Source organism: Bacillus sp. FSL W7-1034, from assembly GCF_038593365.1.
Taxonomy (GTDB): Bacteria; Bacillota; Bacilli; order Bacillales; family Bacillaceae; genus Bacillus; species Bacillus altitudinis.
Genome location: NZ_CP151989.1, coordinates 2088527 through 2106690 on the forward strand (window position 1 = coordinate 2088527; position 18164 = coordinate 2106690).

The 18164-nt window shown below is 41.3% G+C and carries 20 protein-coding genes; all 20 read right to left on the reverse strand.

The genetic code is table 11. The features are described from left to right. Window positions 1-9 precede the first annotated feature (9 nt). Window positions 10-1107, reverse strand: coding sequence for a histidinol-phosphate transaminase (hisC, locus tag NST73_RS10635; RefSeq protein WP_342499085.1), 1098 nt, complete (start codon window positions 1105-1107; stop codon window positions 10-12). 11 nt (window positions 1108-1118) lie between these two features. Beyond that, window positions 1119-1922, reverse strand: a complete 804-nt coding sequence (gene trpA, locus NST73_RS10640; RefSeq protein ID WP_342499086.1) for a tryptophan synthase subunit alpha — start codon at window positions 1920-1922, stop codon at window positions 1119-1121. Further along, the gene (gene trpB / locus NST73_RS10645) at window positions 1919-3118 is read right to left on the reverse strand and encodes a tryptophan synthase subunit beta (RefSeq protein WP_007500937.1); all 1200 of its coding nucleotides are present in this window, start codon (window positions 3116-3118) and stop codon (window positions 1919-1921) included. Before trpB ends, trpA begins: the two co-directional genes overlap by 4 nt. Further along, window positions 3099-3767: a phosphoribosylanthranilate isomerase gene (locus NST73_RS10650; RefSeq protein WP_178930296.1), complete on the reverse strand. Its 669-nt coding sequence runs from the start codon at window positions 3765-3767 to the stop codon at window positions 3099-3101. The genes trpB and NST73_RS10650 overlap by 20 nt, the downstream gene beginning before the upstream one ends. Further along, a complete protein-coding gene (gene trpC, locus NST73_RS10655; RefSeq protein WP_024718509.1) occupies window positions 3764-4516 on the reverse strand; it encodes an indole-3-glycerol phosphate synthase TrpC in 753 nt (250 codons plus the stop codon). The genes NST73_RS10650 and trpC overlap by 4 nt, the downstream gene beginning before the upstream one ends. Then, complete coding sequence (trpD, locus tag NST73_RS10660; RefSeq protein ID WP_326112936.1) at window positions 4509-5531, reverse strand: anthranilate phosphoribosyltransferase; 1023 nt, start codon at window positions 5529-5531, stop codon at window positions 4509-4511. The genes trpC and trpD overlap by 8 nt, the downstream gene beginning before the upstream one ends. Then, window positions 5503-7050 (reverse strand): anthranilate synthase component I, encoded by a 1548-nt coding sequence (gene trpE, locus NST73_RS10665; RefSeq protein WP_072368270.1) that lies wholly within the window; start codon window positions 7048-7050, stop codon window positions 5503-5505. The genes trpD and trpE overlap by 29 nt, the downstream gene beginning before the upstream one ends. A 232-nt stretch (window positions 7051-7282) precedes the next feature. After that, on the reverse strand, window positions 7283-7666 hold the full coding sequence (gene aroH, locus NST73_RS10670) for a chorismate mutase (protein WP_008344549.1): 384 nt from the start codon (window positions 7664-7666) through the stop codon (window positions 7283-7285). Then, window positions 7663-8754 carry a 3-dehydroquinate synthase gene (gene aroB, locus NST73_RS10675; RefSeq protein WP_342499087.1) on the reverse strand — a complete coding sequence of 364 codons (1092 nt, stop codon included), beginning with the start codon at window positions 8752-8754 and terminating at the stop codon, window positions 7663-7665. Before aroB ends, aroH begins: the two co-directional genes overlap by 4 nt. Beyond that, window positions 8754-9926, reverse strand: coding sequence for a chorismate synthase (gene aroC / locus NST73_RS10680; protein WP_039165734.1), 1173 nt, complete (start codon window positions 9924-9926; stop codon window positions 8754-8756). Before aroC ends, aroB begins: the two co-directional genes overlap by 1 nt. 76 nt (window positions 9927-10002) lie before the next feature. Beyond that, window positions 10003-10779: a protein-glutamate O-methyltransferase CheR gene (locus NST73_RS10685; protein ID WP_008344547.1), complete on the reverse strand. Its 777-nt coding sequence runs from the start codon at window positions 10777-10779 to the stop codon at window positions 10003-10005. 144 nt (window positions 10780-10923) lie between these two features. Further along, window positions 10924-11370, reverse strand: a complete 447-nt coding sequence (gene ndk, locus NST73_RS10690) for a nucleoside-diphosphate kinase (RefSeq protein ID WP_003216015.1) — start codon at window positions 11368-11370, stop codon at window positions 10924-10926. 129 nt (window positions 11371-11499) lie between these two features. After that, a complete protein-coding gene (gene hepT, locus NST73_RS10695) occupies window positions 11500-12462 on the reverse strand; it encodes a heptaprenyl diphosphate synthase component II (protein WP_024718506.1) in 963 nt (320 codons plus the stop codon). Window positions 12463-12486: 24 nt separating this feature from the next. After that, the gene (locus NST73_RS10700; RefSeq protein ID WP_007500957.1) at window positions 12487-13191 is read right to left on the reverse strand and encodes a demethylmenaquinone methyltransferase; all 705 of its coding nucleotides are present in this window, start codon (window positions 13189-13191) and stop codon (window positions 12487-12489) included. Between the two features lie 3 nt (window positions 13192-13194). Then, window positions 13195-13962, reverse strand: a complete 768-nt coding sequence (locus NST73_RS10705) for a heptaprenyl diphosphate synthase component 1 (RefSeq protein ID WP_024718505.1) — start codon at window positions 13960-13962, stop codon at window positions 13195-13197. A gap of 115 nt (window positions 13963-14077) precedes the next feature. Next, a complete protein-coding gene (gene mtrB, locus NST73_RS10710) occupies window positions 14078-14308 on the reverse strand; it encodes a trp RNA-binding attenuation protein MtrB (protein ID WP_008344541.1) in 231 nt (76 codons plus the stop codon). 23 nt (window positions 14309-14331) lie between these two features. Next, window positions 14332-14901: a GTP cyclohydrolase I FolE gene (folE, locus tag NST73_RS10715; protein ID WP_003215789.1), complete on the reverse strand. Its 570-nt coding sequence runs from the start codon at window positions 14899-14901 to the stop codon at window positions 14332-14334. A gap of 190 nt (window positions 14902-15091) precedes the next feature. Further along, on the reverse strand, window positions 15092-15370 hold the full coding sequence (hbs, locus tag NST73_RS10720) for a non-specific DNA-binding protein Hbs (RefSeq protein WP_003215863.1): 279 nt from the start codon (window positions 15368-15370) through the stop codon (window positions 15092-15094). 374 nt (window positions 15371-15744) lie between these two features. Further along, entirely contained in the window at window positions 15745-17223 is a 1479-nt protein-coding gene (spoIVA, locus tag NST73_RS10725) for a stage IV sporulation protein A (protein ID WP_008344534.1), read from the reverse strand. Window positions 17224-17428: 205 nt separating this feature from the next. Continuing rightward, window positions 17429-18154 carry a hypothetical protein gene (locus NST73_RS10730; protein WP_342499088.1) on the reverse strand — a complete coding sequence of 242 codons (726 nt, stop codon included), beginning with the start codon at window positions 18152-18154 and terminating at the stop codon, window positions 17429-17431. Between the last annotated feature and the right edge of the window lie 10 nt (window positions 18155-18164).

The window sequence follows — 18164 nt, forward strand, 5'->3', positions numbered from 1 at the left end:
ATTGTTATGCTACGCACGAATGCCTTGTAATAAATCGGCAAGTGTAGTTAGGATTTCTTCATTTTGCTCCTTTGTTCCAACAGTAATACGTAAAGAGGTTGGGAATCCGAGAGCTTGACCAGATCGAACGATATAGCCCTTTTTCAAAAGTGCATTGAACAGCTCATCTGCGTCTCTTTTAAAATCAATCAGCACAAAGTTTGTTTGAGATGGATAGATAAATAATCCAAAACGGTCTGCAAAATCTTGATATTGTTTGAGACCTGCTTCATTTTTTTGTCTGCACGATTGAATAAAGTCTTGATCTTTAATGGCTGCACGTGCAGCTGCCTGAGCGATACGACTTGTATTAAAAGGCTCTCTCGCAGGTTCAATGGCAGTAATCAACTCCTCTGAGGCAACCCCATAACCTACTCGAAGTGCCGCAAGTCCATATGCTTTAGAGAACGTGCGCAGTACAATGACATTTTGATAGGCTTTTAATAGAGATAAACTGTTCGGAAAGTCTTCCGCGCGAACATATTCAAAATATGCTTCATCTAGAACGACAAGCACGTGAGCAGGCACTTGATCTAAAAACGATACGAGCTCAGACTCTGACAAATGATTTCCTGTCGGATTGTTCGGGTTACACACCCAAACGACTTTTGTGTTGTCATCCACCGCATTCAGCATTCCCTTTAGATCATGAGCTCCTCCATTTAGAAGTGGTACTTCTCTAATCTCTGCATGCTCAATCACTGCATTGTGACGGTATTGCGGGAATGACGGAGATGGGATCACCGTATTTGTATGTTGATCAAGGAATGCCCTAGCAATAATTTGCACAAGTTCATCTGAGCCATTCCCGAATATTAATTGTTTTTCATTTACTTGAAGAAACTCAGCCAGTTCCGTTCTTAAACTTGCGCTGTATCCGTCTGGATAAATCGCTAAATGTTCAAGTTCAGCTTGTATGGCCTCTCTTGCATGTGTGGAACATCCAAAAGGGTTTTCATTTGAAGCCAATTTCACAATTTTGTCTAATTGATATTCTTTTTTGACCTCTTCAATTGGTTTCCCAGGTTGATACGGTTTTAGCTGTTTTAATTGATCTTTGATTTGCAAAATGTTTCACCTCATTTGAATGAATAGAGGGGACTAAATGTTTTTGCATATGTTTCAAATTCTCTTAAAGCCTCTTGGCGTGTATCACTTGCTACTAATTGTTCTTGAAGCTCTTCAATTTTTTTGACAAGCGCACTGCCGACAACGACACCATCACTCATTTTATTCATTGAGTCTACTTGTTCTCTTGTTGAAATACCAAAACCTACAGCAACTGGTATTTGACTCAACTGTTTTACTTGTTGAATAAAATCTGTAATCGATGCGTCGAAAGATTGTCTGACACCTGTGACGCCGAGAGATGAAACACAATACACAAAACCTTCTGCCTGCTCTACAATTTTTTCTAATCGTTCCTTGCTTGTTGGTGCAACGAGTGATATATATGAAATGTCGTGTACTTGACAGTTCTTCTGCAGCTCGCTACTCTCTTCAAAAGGCAAGTCGGGTGTTAAGAGCCCCGAAATATGATTTTTGCGCAGTAAAGCGAAAAAGTATTCTGTGTCTAATTGTAACACAGGATTATAATACGTAAATAGAATTACAGGAATTTTTACGCCGTTTTTTTTCATCTTTCCTGCTAATTCTATCGCTTTTACGATATTCATACCATGATGAAGTGCTCTTTTAGAAGCTCTTTGAATGACGGGGCCGTCCGCTAACGGATCGGAATACGGAACACCTAGTTCAATCGCATGTGCCCCTGCTGCTTGAAGCGTGAGGGCTAAATCAATGGTGATCTCTTCTGATGGATCACCCGCTATAATAAATGGAATAAATAATTTCTGACCTTGCTCTAATTGAAATGTGATCATTTTGTTTCACCCTCACTTTCAAGCACATTCATTAATGTATGCACGTCCTTATCTCCTCTGCCTGACAAGCAGACAAGAACAATGTCGTCTTCACTCATGTTCTGGCTCATTTCAAACGCTTTCGCTAAAGCATGTGCAGATTCGATCGCTGGCAGGATTCCTTCTTTTTCTGTGAGCAGCTTTAACGCATCTAGTGCTTCTTGATCTGTCGCACTCACATATTGAACCCGGCCGCTCGCATGCAAATACGCATGCTCTGGCCCGATCCCCGGATAGTCTAATCCAGCTGAAATCGAATAAGGCTCAATAATTTGACCAAATTCATCTTGAATCAAGTATGTCAAAGATCCATGTATGACACCTTTTGTCCCTTTCGTGATGGTCGCTGCATGAAGCGGAGTGTCGATTCCTTTCCCAGCAGCTTCTACACCAATGATATCGACCTCTTCATCTAAGAACGCCCGGTACATTCCTATCGCATTGCTCCCTCCGCCAACACAGGCAACGACTTTATGAGGAAGCTGCCCTTCCTTTTCAAGTATCTGCGCTTTCGCCTCATCTCCGATCATCCGCTGAAATTCACTGACGATTTGAGGATACGGATGAGGTCCAACGACTGAGCCGATCATATAAAAGTGGTCACTGCAATGCTGGACCCAATAGCGGATGGCTTCATTGGTTGCATCCTTTAATGTTCCGTTCCCGCTTGTGACAGGTATGACTTCAGCGCCGAGCAGTTTCATTCGGAACACATTGAGTGATTGTCTTTCCACATCTTCTTTTCCCATAAATACAGTGCAGGATAAACCGAATTTTGCGGCCACCGTTGCAGCAGCTACACCGTGCTGACCTGCTCCTGTTTCGGCGATGATATTTGATTTTCCCATTTTTTTCGCTAGCAGTGCCTGCCCAAGCGCATTGTTAATTTTATGAGCGCCTGTATGGTTTAAATCTTCTCTTTTTAAATAGATTTTAGCACCGCCGAGATATGCCGATAATTGATCAGCGTATGTGAGTGCAGTTGGTCTGCCTGAATAGTTTTTCAAAAGCGATATATATTCCTTTTGAAAAGCAGGGTCTTCTTTTAATTCACGAAAAGCTTGTTCGATCTCTTCTAGTGGCTGCATGAGCGTTTCAGGAACGAATTTCCCTCCAAATTCTCCATATCTGCCAATCTCATTTGGATATGCGTACATGGTTCAACATCCTTTCTTCGAGCACTTTCATCTTTGTACTGCTTTTCTTCCCGTTTTCTTCTATACCGCTTGAAAGGTCTATGGCGTCTGGACCAAAAGCAAGCAGATCTATTATGGTGTCTGGCGTGATCCCGCCAGCAATGGCGCAAGTTTTCCCCAGTTGTTTTGCATGCTGAACATATGAAGGCACCGCCTCCCATGCAAAAGCTGTTCCAGAACCGCCTCTCATGCCTTTTACTTTCGCATCAATGAGAAAGCCGTCGACACTTGGAGCAAATGCCGTCATATGTTCAAGTGTGTCGTTTACATCGGGCTCGTGATGGAACACTTTCCAAACGAGCGCCTTCGTTTGTTGTTTGATGTCGCTTGCATCTTCTGGCGTCTCATCGCCATGAAGCTGCACAATATCTAAGGGGAGGTTGTTTGTGATCTCGCACACTTTTGGTGTTTTTTCATTCACAAATACCCCCACTATCTCTTTTTTGCATTTTACTTTTGACAGCCAGTGTTTCACTTGATCTGGATCAACTCGTCTTTTACTCGGCGCAAAAATAAAACCGATGGCATCCGCTTGAGATTGCGAGATGCATGCGACATCCTCTTGTGAGACAGCCCCGCAATATTTTAAGTAAGGCTTACTTTTCTTCATTCTCCGAACAATGCCTGAACGGCTTTCTCCTGTGATTGTTCCCTCATTAAAGATTCACCAACAAGAACGGCATTTGCTCCGTGCTGTTTCACAAAGGTCAGATCATCAAATGTCTTTATCCCGCTTTCACTTACTAGTAATACGTCTTTTGGAACAAGTGGCGCGATCTCTTTTGTTTGTTCAACAGTTGTTGTAAACGTATTGAGATTCCGGTTGTTCACACCGATAATCTCAGGAGTAAATAGGTGTAAGATCTTTTCTAGTGTATGTGCTGCATGTACTTCAACGAGGACATCCAGTCCTTTTTCTTTCGCTTCTGTATAGAGCTCATACAGCTTTTGCGGCTCAAGTACCTCTCCGATTAATAAAATGGCATCTGCCCCTATCCGTTTCGATTCTTCTACTTGTATAGAGTCAATAATGAAATCTTTTCTTAAAATAGGACGTGTGATGTGTTCTTTAATAAGAGACAAATATTCGTTTTTCCCTTGGAAAAACGGTTCATCCGTTAAGACAGATAAACAATCTGCATTTGATGCTTCGTATGCTTTTGCTGTCTGTAAAGGATCAAAATGAGGCTGAATGATGCCTTTGGAAGGAGACGCTTTTTTCACCTCAGCAATCAGTCCGATCGAGCGGTGAGGATTCATAAGGGCTTCTTTAAATGATTGTCTTTCATAATGTCCTTCCTCAGGTAATTGCAAGGTTTGCACATGTTCTTTTTTACGGGCGATAATTTGATTAAGCATAGATCTCTTCCTCTTTCGTTTTTTGTTTTAGACGGGCTAATTGTTCTTTAGCTGATCCATTTTTGATCGTTTCTAATGCTTTCATTGTGCCTGCCATCAGACTCTCTGCTTTTCCTGCCACATATAATGCGGCCCCAGCATTAAGAGCTGTAATATGAAGCGGTGCTCCACCCGCTTGATAATTCAATATATTCTGAATCAATTTGGCGCTTTCTTCTGGTGATTGGACCTGAATGTCTGATAAATGCCCTTTTTCAAGTCCGAAGTCTTCTGGGTTTAACGTATATTCTGTCATGACACCTTTTTTGAGTTCAATGATGTATGAATTTGCTGTAATGGTTAATTCATCCAGCCCATCATCTCCGCAAACAAACAGGACATGTTCTGGCTCTAAAGGAGCAAGAGCTTTCGCCATAAGCTTTGCCTTTTCCTTTGCATACACACCGATGATTTGCTTTTTGGCCTGCATCGGGTGGCAAAGCGGTCCTAATAAGTTAAATACCGTCCGAAATCCGAGCTGCTTGCGTACGGTGGCTACTTGTTTCATAGAAGAATGATAGAGCGGTGCAAATAAAAAGCCCATGTTTTTCTGCTGTATTTGCCGTCTTGTTTCTTCAGGTGTGGATTGAATTTGAATACCAAGACATTCTAGCACGTCAGCACTCCCGCTTTTAGAGGAGACGGAACGATTTCCGTGCTTGGCGATTTTCGCCCCAGCAGCCGAAGCAACGATGGCAGCGGCTGTTGATATATTAAATGTTGATAAACCGTCGCCTCCTGTCCCGCACGTATCAACAACATCAAGTGACCTTTCTACTGGTGCTGCATGCTGCCTCATGGCTTTCACGAAGCCTGTCATTTCTTCAGCGGTTTCTCCTCGATGCGCTAAAATAGATAGACTAGCAGCGACTTCAGCATCTGTTAACGAGCCGCTCATCATATCATGCATCAGGTCATTCGCTTCTTTTTCTGATAGTTTTCCTCCATTAACAAGAGCTGATAGTCGTTGATTCATTTGGCACACTCTCCTTTTCTGAGAAAATATGTTCAGCAAGCTGAATGGCTTTTAGAAGTGCTCCTGCCTTATTACATGTCTCTTCCCATTCGTTTTCTGGAACGGAATCAGCTACAATGCCGGCACCTGCTTGTATAGAAGCAGTCTGATGTTTGACGCTCATTGTGCGAATGGTAATACAGGAATCGATATTGCCGTCGAAACCAATATAGGCAATACAGCCGCCATACGTCTCTCTTGGCTCAGGCTCCATTTCGTTTAATAATTGCATCGCCCTAATTTTTGGGGCGCCTGTCAATGTGCCTGCTGGAAAAGCGGACATAAGTGCGTCTACTGGATGTGTATCCTGCTTCAGCTTCCCTGTCACAATAGAAATAATGTGCATGACGTGCGAAAAATTCACGACTTTTGTAAAAGTTGGGACAGACACACTGCCGTATTCTGCCACACGTCCCACATCATTTCGAGCCAGATCCACCAGCATGTAATGTTCTGCTTTTTCTTTTTCATCATCGAGTAACTCTCTTGCTAGTGCATCATCTTCTTCTTTTGTCATTCCTCGTTTTCTTGTACCAGCAATTGGATGGATTTCTAAGTGTCCGTTTTTCGCATGGATTAATCGTTCTGGCGAGCTTCCGACTAAGTCTCGATCTTTTAATTTCATAAAATACATATACGGTGATGGATTGACGATCCGAAGCACACGATATAATTCAAATGAGCTCACTGTCACTGGAATGTCAAAACGCTGAGAAAGTACACCCTGGAAGATATCACCCGCTCGAATATACTCCTTGATTTTTTCGACATCCTTTAAAAATTTTGCTTTTTCATAGGTAGACGTCACCTGTTCAAACGAAGGGGGTTCATTCATATTCCCTGAGATAATCAGTTCTTTCATATCAATTTTTGTATGAAGCTGCTGTATCATCAGTTCAAGCTGCTTTTGATTTTCTCGATAAACCAGAATTTTTTCTTCCTCTGTTTCATGACCGTTCAGCTGCGTGTACTGAATAAAATGAACTTGGTTTGTTTCGTGATCAAATGCGATCATTGTTTGGCAAACAAATAATGTGCAATTATCTGTTGTTGATGCATTCGGATGCGGCTTGACAGACGGCTCAATGTTGGGAATGAGGTCGTAACTTAAGTACCCTACGGCTCCGCCAGTAAATGGGATATCAATTTCAGGTGTCTTGATTTGATATTGCTCTTTCATCCAGTCAAGCAACTCTTTCAGCTCCGCTTTTTGCATCACTGACTTTCCCGCAGCGTCACGAGCAATATAATGGTCTTGCTCGTCATGTAATGTTAAAAAAGGATGTAATCCGATAAAGGAATATCTCGACCAGCTAGAAGATTCGTCTTTGCTTTCTAGCAAATACACAATATCCTGTTTCAGTTTCTCAACAATTTGAATGGGTGAGAGCGTATCAACTGTAATGGTTTCAACAATCGGGATGGTTTTGTAAAACTGACTGTCTCTTAAAAATTGGGTAAGGTTTGATTGGGATTTCATAAGCACACTCCTTAAATGGAATTAAGGAGAATGAGGGGACATCTTGAGGATTTGTTTGAGTATACGAAATAAGCCTAAAAGAGGCTTCGCTCTTTTAGGCAGTATGATTAAATAGAAGTATCGTATCTCTGCTCAACTCTACTCATCTCAACTACCCTAGTCTCATTCTCATCTTCTCTAAGCTTGCAATGCCGTTCACACCTGTGTGTAAACTTCGGCTGTTCATATCGTATTATAATTCCTTGTTTTTTGTCAACTGTAAATCAGGCCGAAGCGTGACAGCCTCTTCCAAGTATACGTGCTGGATGTCTTCCTGCTTGACATCTGTCTGAACGGTCATTAAAACGCGAATACACTTCTTTAGACCTCCATCAATGTCAAGCTCTTGCATACAAGTAACAGGCACATAGGTCCATCCTTCAAACTGCCTGAGTGCTTTTGCTGGAAAAACAGAGTGAATATCTTGTGTAGCTGAAATCAAGATCTGCACGACACGCTCTGGATCTACTTGATTTTTTGAAATGATCGCTTCTAGCAGCTGCTTCGTTTTGGTTAACACTTCTGTTTCTGTATCTTCTGTCACAGTTGTAGCCCCGCGTATCCCGCGAAACATCATAGACAGCCCTCCTCCCGTTTCCATTCTTCGAGCCAGTGATACAGCTCATCTTTTGTGAAAGATTGCAGGGTGACGTCTCCAACTTGTTTTAGCAAAACAAACTGAACACTCCCGCCTCTTGCCTTCTTATCACCAATCATGCGATCGACAAATGTTTTGGTTGAAATCGTTTGTGTGACTTGTACTGGGAACCCTAGTTCTTTCATCCACAATTTAAGTTTCTCACGATCTAGGCTGAGTCCTTGCTCTTTTTCACTGACATATAAAGCAAACTGCATGCCAATTGCAATGGCATCTCCATGCGTGATCGCACCGTATCCATACTCCGCTTCAATGGCATGCCCTAGTGTATGACCTAAATTCAAGTATGCCCGCACACCTTGTTCTTTTTCATCTTCTTGAACAATGGATGCCTTCACTTGAATCCCTTGATAAAGCATATGTGCCAGTTCATCCTTTGATAATTCTGTCAACGAACGAATGGACATCAGTTCTGATAAAAAGACTTCACTTGAAATCAGTGCATGTTTTATCACTTCTGCAAAGCCTGATCTCAGCTCTATTGGTGAGAGTGTCTCTAGCATACTTGTATCATAAATGACAGCAGCCGGTTGATGAAACGCACCAATTAAATTTTTGCCGAGCGGATGATTGATTCCGGTTTTTCCGCCGACTGCACTATCATGTGCAAGCAGCGTGGTCGGTACTTGAATAAAATCAATGCCTCTCATATAAGTGGCAGAAGCAAAGCCAGCCAAGTCTCCAATCACCCCGCCGCCTAATGCAATGATGCATGAGGAGCGGTCGAGTTGAAATTGGATGGCTTTCGTATGAATCTGCTCAAACTGCGCAAAAGATTTTGATTGTTCTCCGTTTGGCACCACTACTTTTTGTACAGACCATTTCTGTTTAAGTAATTGAACCATTTCATCTCCATAAAGGGCATCGACGGCTGAATCTGTCACGATGAAGAGCTTCGTGTAGGATCGCCCAGTGGAAGTAATCAAGTCTACGATATTTTGTCTAATCCCATCACCGATATATACAGGATAAGTGGCTGAAGACGTCTTCACTTCCAGTGTTTTCATTAAAACTCCCTCTGAAGCTGGCGCATTTTGTCCACATTTTCTTTAATGCGGTCAATTTGATCAAGACCAAACTGCTCAACCACTGCATTGGCGATTTCCCATGCAACGACTGCTTCTGCTACAACACTTGCGGCTGGAACAGCACAGCTGTCAGAACGCTCAATACTTGCAGAGAAAGGTTCTTTTGTTTCAATATCCACGCTTTGCAATGGTTTGTATAAGGTTGGGATTGGTTTCATAACCCCTCTTACGACGATTGGCATGCCAGTTGACATTCCGCCTTCAAGACCACCTAAACGGTTTGTTTTTCTCGTATAGCCTTTTTCTTCATCCCAGATGATTTCATCATGAACTTCACTGCCATTTTTAGAAGCCGCCTCAAAGCCAATACCGAATTCAACCCCTTTAAAAGCGTTGATACTCAGTACTGCGCCTGCAAGCTTGCTATCCAGTTTGCGGTCATAGTGCACATAGCTGCCGACCCCAACTGGCATCCCTTCAACGATGACTTCGACAATACCACCAATTGAATCGCCGTTTTTCTTCGCTTCGTCAATGGCATCCATCATTTTTTGACCAGCTTCACTGTCATAGCAGCGAACAGGTGATTCTTCTGTTACTTTTTGCAAATCTTCAATAGATGCATAAGCGGTATGGGAAGCTTTTACTCCACCAATTTCAAGGACGTGACCAGCCACTTTGATTCCAAGGTGAGCCAAAATTTGTTTCGCTACTGCACCTGCTGCTACACGAACCGTTGTCTCGCGTGCTGATGAGCGCTCTAATACGTTTCTCATATCACGGTGACCATATTTAATCGCACCATTTAAATCCGCATGCCCTGGTCTTGGACGAGAGATTTGACGCTTCATTTCACTCTCTTCTTCTTCAGTAATTGGCTCTGCACCCATGACCTTTGTCCAGTGCTTCCAATCATTATTTTCAACAACAAGTGCAATAGGAGAACCTAATGTTTTCCCGTGGCGGACTCCACTTAACACTTTCGCTTGGTCTTTTTCAATCTGCATTCTTCTTCCGCGGCCATGACCTTTTTGTCTTCTAGCCAGTTCATAATTGATGTCATCCTGCTCTATGTAAAGTCCCGCTGGAACTCCTTCAATAATTGTGGTCAGTTGTGGACCATGTGATTCACCTGCTGTTAAGTACCTCATGACTTATTCTCCCTTCATCGCATTAACGCTTTTAAGTAAAACTATAATAACACACTTCCTACTAAAAAGTCAGCTACTACCCCTTCTTTTGATAAAAGAAAGTATCAGCAGAGGTTAGTCCAAACTTTTCTGGGTGAAAAATTTGTTCTGTAGAACCAACAAATAATACGCCGTTTTGCTTTAAACTGCTGCTCATTTTTAAGTAAATTTCTTCTTTCGCCTCTTCTGTAAAGTAGATGAGGACATTTCTGCACACGATGAGATCCAGCTGTTTTTCATATGGATCTGCTAAAAGGTTGTGTTTCTTAAATTGAATGTGCTTTCGAATCTCATCCTTCACCGTGTAAAATGAAGAATCTTCTTTGGTGAAATATTTTTGCTTGATTTGATCTGGCACCTCTTGCAAAGATCGTTCATGATATCTTCCTTTTTGCGCAGATTGCAGGACTTTATCATCTATATCCGTTGCAATAATTTGGAAGTCCTTCACAAGCGGATGGCTTGATAGCAACATTGAGAGTGTATATGGCTCTTCTCCAGTAGAGCAAGCTGCACTCCATATTTTTAGGGTGCCGCTGTTTTTTGAAAGCAGCGGCAGGATTTTTTGATCAAGTACTTCCCAGCGCTGATAATTTCGGTAAAATTCTGACACATTGATCGTCATTCGATCCATCGTTTCATCTAATAGCGCTTTGTCCTTTTCAAGAGCAGACGCAAATGCCTCAAAATCTTTATATCCTTTTTTATCATAAAGAGATGTTAATCTTCGTTTCATTTGTGCTTCTTTATATAAATTCAGATCTACCCCAGTTAGTTTTTTCCATTTCCCAACAAATACTTGATACTGATCCATCAATGTCCTCTCCTGTCTCATCTATCTTTGTCCTAGTATAGCTGTTTTTATCATAAATTTGTATCATCTCATGCGAAAATTCGGATAGAAATCTCAATATAAAAAAGCCAAAGTGATCATTTGATGAACACTTTGGCTTGAACATTAATAAATCCAGCTTGAGATCGTTTGATCCCAGTTTGTCAGTTCTTCTTGTTTGAAGAACAGGTTGATTTCTCTTTCGGCACTTTCTGGTGAGTCTGAGCCATGGATAATGTTTTTGCCAACAGTTAATCCATAGTCGCCTCTTATTGTTCCTGGAAGCGCTTCCTTCGGATTTGTCTTTCCAATTATCTGCCTTGTTACGTCTACGACTTGTTCACCTTGCCATACCATCGCAAATACAGGTCCTGACGTAATAAAGTCAACCAATTCACCGAAAAATGGTTTTTCTTTATGCTCTCCGTAATGTGTTTCTGCTACTTCTTTTGGAATGCTCATGAGCTTTGCTCCAACAAGCTGAAGCCCCTTTTTTTCGAATCTTGACACAATTTCACCGATTAATTGTCTTTCCACACCATCAGGTTTGACCATAAGAAATGTTTTGTCCATATACGTTTTCCACCCCGTCGTTATGTATGTATAGGCTTACATTGTTACAAAGTGATCGTATCATTTTTTTTTATAATAATCAATTTTTGACAAAAAATTTCACAAAAAAACCAATCAACGAAACGTTGATCAGAATTTTCGTTTACCAATATATTTTGCAATCGACGCTAATGAAGATTTAGCCCGCCCGCGCGGAAGTTGATCGAGCTGTTCAAATGCTTTTTTCAAATACATTTCACTCACTCGAATGGAACGGTCGATCGCATCTGTTTGTTTAAGATGTTCAATCACAGGTTTCAGCTGCTTTTCCGTCGTTTCACTATTGATCAGCTTCAACTGACCTTCTAACGTCGGGTTCTGAAGCGCATATAAAACGGGAAGAGTGACATTTCCTTGTAAAAGGTCCCCGCCAACAGGTTTACCTAATTCTTCTTCAGTTGCTGTAAAATCAAGGACATCATCAATGATCTGGTACGACATACCAACATAGTACCCAAACCAGTAAAGGGCTTTATGTGTTTTTTCATCTGTTCCAGCTGCAATCGCACCTAATTGGCAGCTACCTGCAATAAGCAAGGCTGTTTTTCGTTTAATTCTTCTTAAATATGTACGAAGGTTTTGGTCCATGTTGTATTTATCTTTGACTTGTTCTATTTCCCCAAGACAGAGCTCGACGACCATTTTTGACAAAATTTCATGTGCCATTGGGTGATTGATTTTCGTCATGTACTCGAGTGACCTTGCAAATAAGTAATCCCCCGTGTACATCGCAATTCTGTTGTCCCATTTTGCTTTAATCGTCGGTTTCCCTCTTCTTAGTTCTGCATCATCAATGACATCGTCATGGACAAGTGATGCCATGTGGATTAATTCAAGCGCTACGGCTACATATTTAATTTTATTAATATCATAGTCACCAAACATGCCTGAAAGGAGAACAAAAACGGGGCGGATTCGTTTTCCGCCCGCTTGCAGCAAATGAAGACCGGCTTCACTTAATAATGCATAATCAGAGCGAACGGTTTGTTCAAGCTCTTTTTCAATTATATCGATATCATGATTTAGAAAAGAAATCATTGCTTTTAGTTTCATTATTTTCACCCAAATATCGTTTATTCAAAGCTTCTTTCCGATATGTGTTGCTGCTACACCGCCTGTAAATGGATGATACGAGACATCAGACAGACCGGCCTCTTCAAAAAGAGACGCCAGTTCTTTCATGCCAGGGAACGTTTTGGCTGATTCTTGAAGCCATGAATACTCCTGATAGCTTTTGGCAAACAGCTTGCCAAAGAGCGGCATGATGTATTTGAAATAGACATAATATCCTTGTTTAAACCCAATCATCTCAGGCTGTGATGTTTCAAGGCAGACAACCATTCCACCGGGTTTTACCACTCGTGTCATTTCCTTTAGCACTGTTAAGTAATCAGGGACATTTCGAAGGCCAAAACCGATTGTTACATAATCAAATGAGTTGTCCTCAAAAGGAAGCTCCATTGCATTGCCGTGGAGCAGCTCAATTTGATTGTAGCCGCCTGTTTTCACCTTCGTTTCGCCAACACTCAGCATATTTTTACTGAAGTCAAGACCTTTGACCTCGCCTGTTTCTCCAACAGCGTCTGCAAGCGCAATCGTCCAATCGGCAGTTCCGCAGCATACATCTAGTGCTTTGGCTCCTTTTTGAACATTCATGAGCTTCATTGTTTTATCGCGCCATTTTTTATGCTGTTTAAAGCTAATGACAGAGTTCATTTGGTCATAGTTTTTATAAATTTTTTCAAATACACCGTGTACTCGCTGTTCTTTTGATTGCTGCATGACTTACCCTTCTTCCACTTTCTGATGGTACGCAGGCTCATTTTTCATATGATCCAAGCGATTTAATAGCTCTTTTTGAACGATCGGAGATGAAACTAGATGCTCCTTAATTGATCGTTTGGCCTTTTCATAGCCTTCACTTTCAAAGTTGTCAAAACATGTATAGGCGTCCGTATAGCTATCGTTCAAAAAAAGTTTTAAATGTTTGTCGTCTTCTGCTTGTTTCATAAAACGTTTATAAACAAGGAAGCGACTTGCAATTTCATTCCAATGCGTCAATTGAAAGTGCTCAGAAATTCTTTGGAATAGCGCAGATTCTACTGTAGCAACACTTTTATAAAAGTGGGCTGCATCTTGAATGGATCGATCATATAGTCTAATTTTATGTTCGTTAATCTCTTTGATCGCCGTGGCGAGAGTACGGATCATGTAAATATCTTTCATGTCAGAGAGAAGAGAGTAATAGAGACCGCTGAAATAGTCTCCTGCTAGGATGGTCAACTGACGATTTTTGAACTCGTCTTGTTTGATGGCTGCAGCAGTTGTGACTTCGTCATGGGTATCAAGGGCAATTTGCACAAGCATCGCCGTTAAAATATAATTTTCTTTTTTCTCAGCATCGATTTGAGCTTCATCAAACATTGCATGAAAAAGAAGGAGCTTATCTTCATCGATGAGCGGCGCACGCAAATGCTTCGCCAAATAAGGATGAGAAAGCTTTTTGTTTAATTTTATATTCAGATTAGATAAAATTCCGTAGATGTCTTGCAAAGATATCACCCTTGTCCCAAAAATTACAGTTTCATATGTAGCTCTCTACATTGTATAGAGATTTATTATACCATATCAGGCCTGACTTTCATGCTATCAAGTGCATAGTCGGGCGTTATTTCTTTGCTTCGCTTTGAATTTCACCGAAGCTTGTTTGAATAACAGCATCGCCCCGCACTTTGATGGCTGATGTGTGCTCAGTAAATTGTGCGATAATGACTTCACCTTTATCGAGCTTTTCGGAATGGTGAAATCTTGTATCGGAACCTCTAGTTAAGCCGATCACATTGACACCATTATCAATGGCTTTAATCACCACAAAATCAGATGCTTTATTTTCACTCAATCTGTTCACCTTCCATCTATGGATTAGTCGTTTTTAATAAATGAAAGCACTTCTGCTCTTGCTGCCGCATCATTTGCAAATGTACCGCGTACGGCTGAAGTGACTGTTTTAGCGCCGGGCTTCTTCACTCCGCGCATCGTCATACACATATGCTCTGCTTCAACGACAATCATCACACCATGTGGATTTAAAGTTTCCACCATACTATCTGCAATCGTTGATGTAATGCGCTCCTGAAGCTGCGGGCGCTTTGCCACGGCTTCTACTGCTCTCGCCAGCTTGCTGAGTCCCGTTACTTTTCCGCCGCGCGGAATATAAGCGACATGGGCTTTGCCATAGAATGGCACAAGATGGTGTTCACACATTGAATGAAAAGCAATATCTTTCACAAGAACAAGTTCTTCATGATCTTCACCAAAAATGGTTTTAAAATGTTCTTTTGGATCTTCATTTAATCCCGAGAACACTTCTTCATACATTTTTGCTACTCGTTTTGGGGTATCAAGAAGTCCTTCACGATCTGGATCTTCTCCGATTGCTTTTAATATATCGCGTACCGCGTGTTCGATTAATTCTTTATTTATTTCACTCATGTATTATATCCTCCAAAGGCGATTACATTTCATTCAGATTCTAGCACACTTCAGATCCTAAAAGCAAAGGAGAGCGTTCTAAACAAACCATTTGATTCAAAAGGAAAAGCCCCTTATCAAAGGGGCTTTTCTAGACCAGTGTGAAACTGTATATGTATAACTCCTTCAATAGGATCATTACACATAACGATTATTTACCTGCCACCGCGTCTTTAAGTGCTTTACCTGGTTTGAAAGCAGGTACTTTGCTTGCAGGGATTTCGATCTCTGCACCAGTTTGTGGGTTACGTCCTTTACGAGCTGAACGCTCACGTACTTCAAAGTTACCAAAACCAATAAGTTGGATTTTGTCACCATTTTTAAGTGCATCTAAAATTGTATCAAAAACAGAATCAACTGCTTTTGTCGCGTCTTTTTTAGATAACTCGCTTGCTTCAGCAACCGCGTTAATAAGTTCTGTCTTGTTCATGCCTTTCACCTCCTCCCAAAAATATGCATTCAATAGATTGTTATCATTTCTTCACAATTCATCTTCTTTCTATACACTTTTTTTGAAAAAAAGAGCGTCTAGAAAGCGTCATACATGGCTTTTCATTAGAAAACTTCTCTTTGAAGGAATGTTTGTCCAACAAAGTGAAGATTTTCTGTAAGTAGATTAACACATATGAAATACCATATCAAGCATTTTAAAGGGAAGAATCCTTATTCGTCAAGGATTAAGGGCACTTTTGCGAACGAATATTCCTAATTTCAGCCTGAATCTGACTAATCTTTATACAATTGTCTTTTTATGACTTCACCCGCACGCAAAAAAAGACCCCCATCAATGAGAGGTCTCACATCCTATAGAATAATCGCGATCAGACCGCCTGATCCTTCGTTAATAATTCGTTCAAGCGTTTCCTTTAGTTTATACCTTGCATTTTCCGGCATTAGCGAAAGTTTTGCTTGAATGCCTTCTCTGACAAGCGAGCTGAGTGAGCGTCCAAATATATCGGAATTCCAGATAGAAAGCGGATCATCTTCAAAGTCTTGCATTAAGTATCGGACGAGCTCTTCACTTTGTTTTTCTGTTCCGATAATCGGTGCAAACTCACTTTCTACATCTACCTTAATCATATGAATAGATGGCGCGACTGCTTTTAATCTGACGCCGAATCTTGATCCTTGCCTAATGATTTCCGGCTCATCTAAACTCATATCCGACAAAGCTGGTGCCGCAATTCCATAACCAGTCTGCTTCACCATTTTTAAAGCGTCAGACACTTGATCATACTCCGTTTTCGCATGTGCAAAATCTTGCATGAGCTCAAGAAGGTGATCTTTGCCCCTAATTTCCACACCAACCACTTCTTTTAGGATATGATCATATAGATCATCCGGCGCATACAGATCAATTTCTGCGATCCCTTGACCCATTTCAATGCCTGCTAAGCCCGCTCTTTCGATAAAATCGAATTCACTGAACTGACCTACCACTCGGTCAACATCTCTTAATCTCTTAATATCCTTGACGGTTTCTTTCACTGAATCCTGATAACTCTCTCTTAACCAATGATCTTCTTTTAGTACCATGACCCAGCTTGGCAGGTTCACATTCACCTCAAGCACTGGGAATTCATATAATGCTTCACGAAGTACACTGAGGACGTCTTGTTCTCTCATACTTTCGACACTCATCGCGAGTACAGGAATATCATATTTTTGACTAAGCTCCTGCCGCAGTGCTTCTGTTTCAGGGTGATAAGGTCTCACAGAGTTGATCACCATAATAAAAGGCTTTCCAACTTCTTTGAGTTCGTCAATGACACGTTCTTCTGATTCAATATAGTCATGTCTTGGGATTTCCCCAATTGATCCATCTGTTGTAATCACAACACCAATGGTTGAATGCTCTTGAATGACCTTGCGTGTACCAATTTCCGCTGCTTCATGAAACGGGATTGGCTCTTCATACCACGGCGTATTAATCATTCTCGGACCATTTTCATCTTCATACCCGCGTGCACCAGGCACGGTGTAGCCTACACAATCGACAAGCCTAATGTTGACATCCAGGCCGTCACTCACGTGAATGGATGCCGCTTGATTTGGCACAAATTTTGGCTCTGTGGTCATAATGGTTTTTCCTGCTGCGCTTTGCGGCAATTCATCCTGTGCTCTTGCACGGTCTGCCTCATTATTGATATTCGGGAGCACCACGAGCTCCATAAACTTTTTAATAAACGTAGATTTCCCTGTACGAACAGCTCCAACGACTCCTAAATATATATCGCCTCCTGTTCGTTCAGCGATATCCTTGAAAATATCGACTTTTTCCAAGTGATCCCCTCCCGGACTTGCTATCCTCGTTTTCAAATAAAATACTCTATACTTCAATCAAACGGTGCTTGAAAGGTGTCAGGACAATATATGTGTATGACGTTGTCCTATTTGAATATGACACCTTTTTTGTTTTGAGAGTATGTTTAGCCATAAAAAAACCTTTCTCCTCATTTATATGCAGAGGAGAAAGGTTCATTCTTGTTTATGACGTCTTTTTTTCTAAAAAAGCCGGCTCACCTTTTTTGTTGATCGTATATGGAACAGAAAACGCTGGTACAAACGGAGTTTCCTGCCAATAGACATCTTGAATATTTTCACCTGGTTTCAGCTTTTGTTTCGTATTTTTCAAAATCTGGGCAAAATCACTGCGATAGTCAACATAGATTTCGCCATTTGAGGAAATCAGTAATGGAAGTGATTCACCCGTGACAGGGCTCGTCACTGTAGGCGGTGCTTTTAACCCTAGTTTTTTTTCATTTAACGTATATAAATCTTTGGATACTACTTTGCCATATGGCGGATATGTATGTTCATCTTGATATATTTTGATCCTCAGGCGTAATTCACTGATCGTTTGTGTCATTTTGACATCAAGCAGTTTCACCGTTGGGTTTTGTTCGACGTCTGTGAGGACATAGATATATTCGCCCCCGCCTTCAAAAGATGTCGACGGTACATCGTGTAAATATCTTGGTGACAGACGCTTAAAGTCAATGACATACTTCTGATAAATAGGTGTGTCGCCTTCTTTTGTTTCAATCGGTAAAAGGCCATTTGTCGCTTTTTGAAAGTCTTCAATCGCTGTCTGCACACTTTGCAGCTGCTCTTTATATGGCACGCGGTTTTCAGCTTTGCGATTCTCTGGATAGAAGCACCCCGTAAGTAAAATAAGTGTTAACAGCATGACACTGATTTTTGCTTTGATCATCACATTCTTC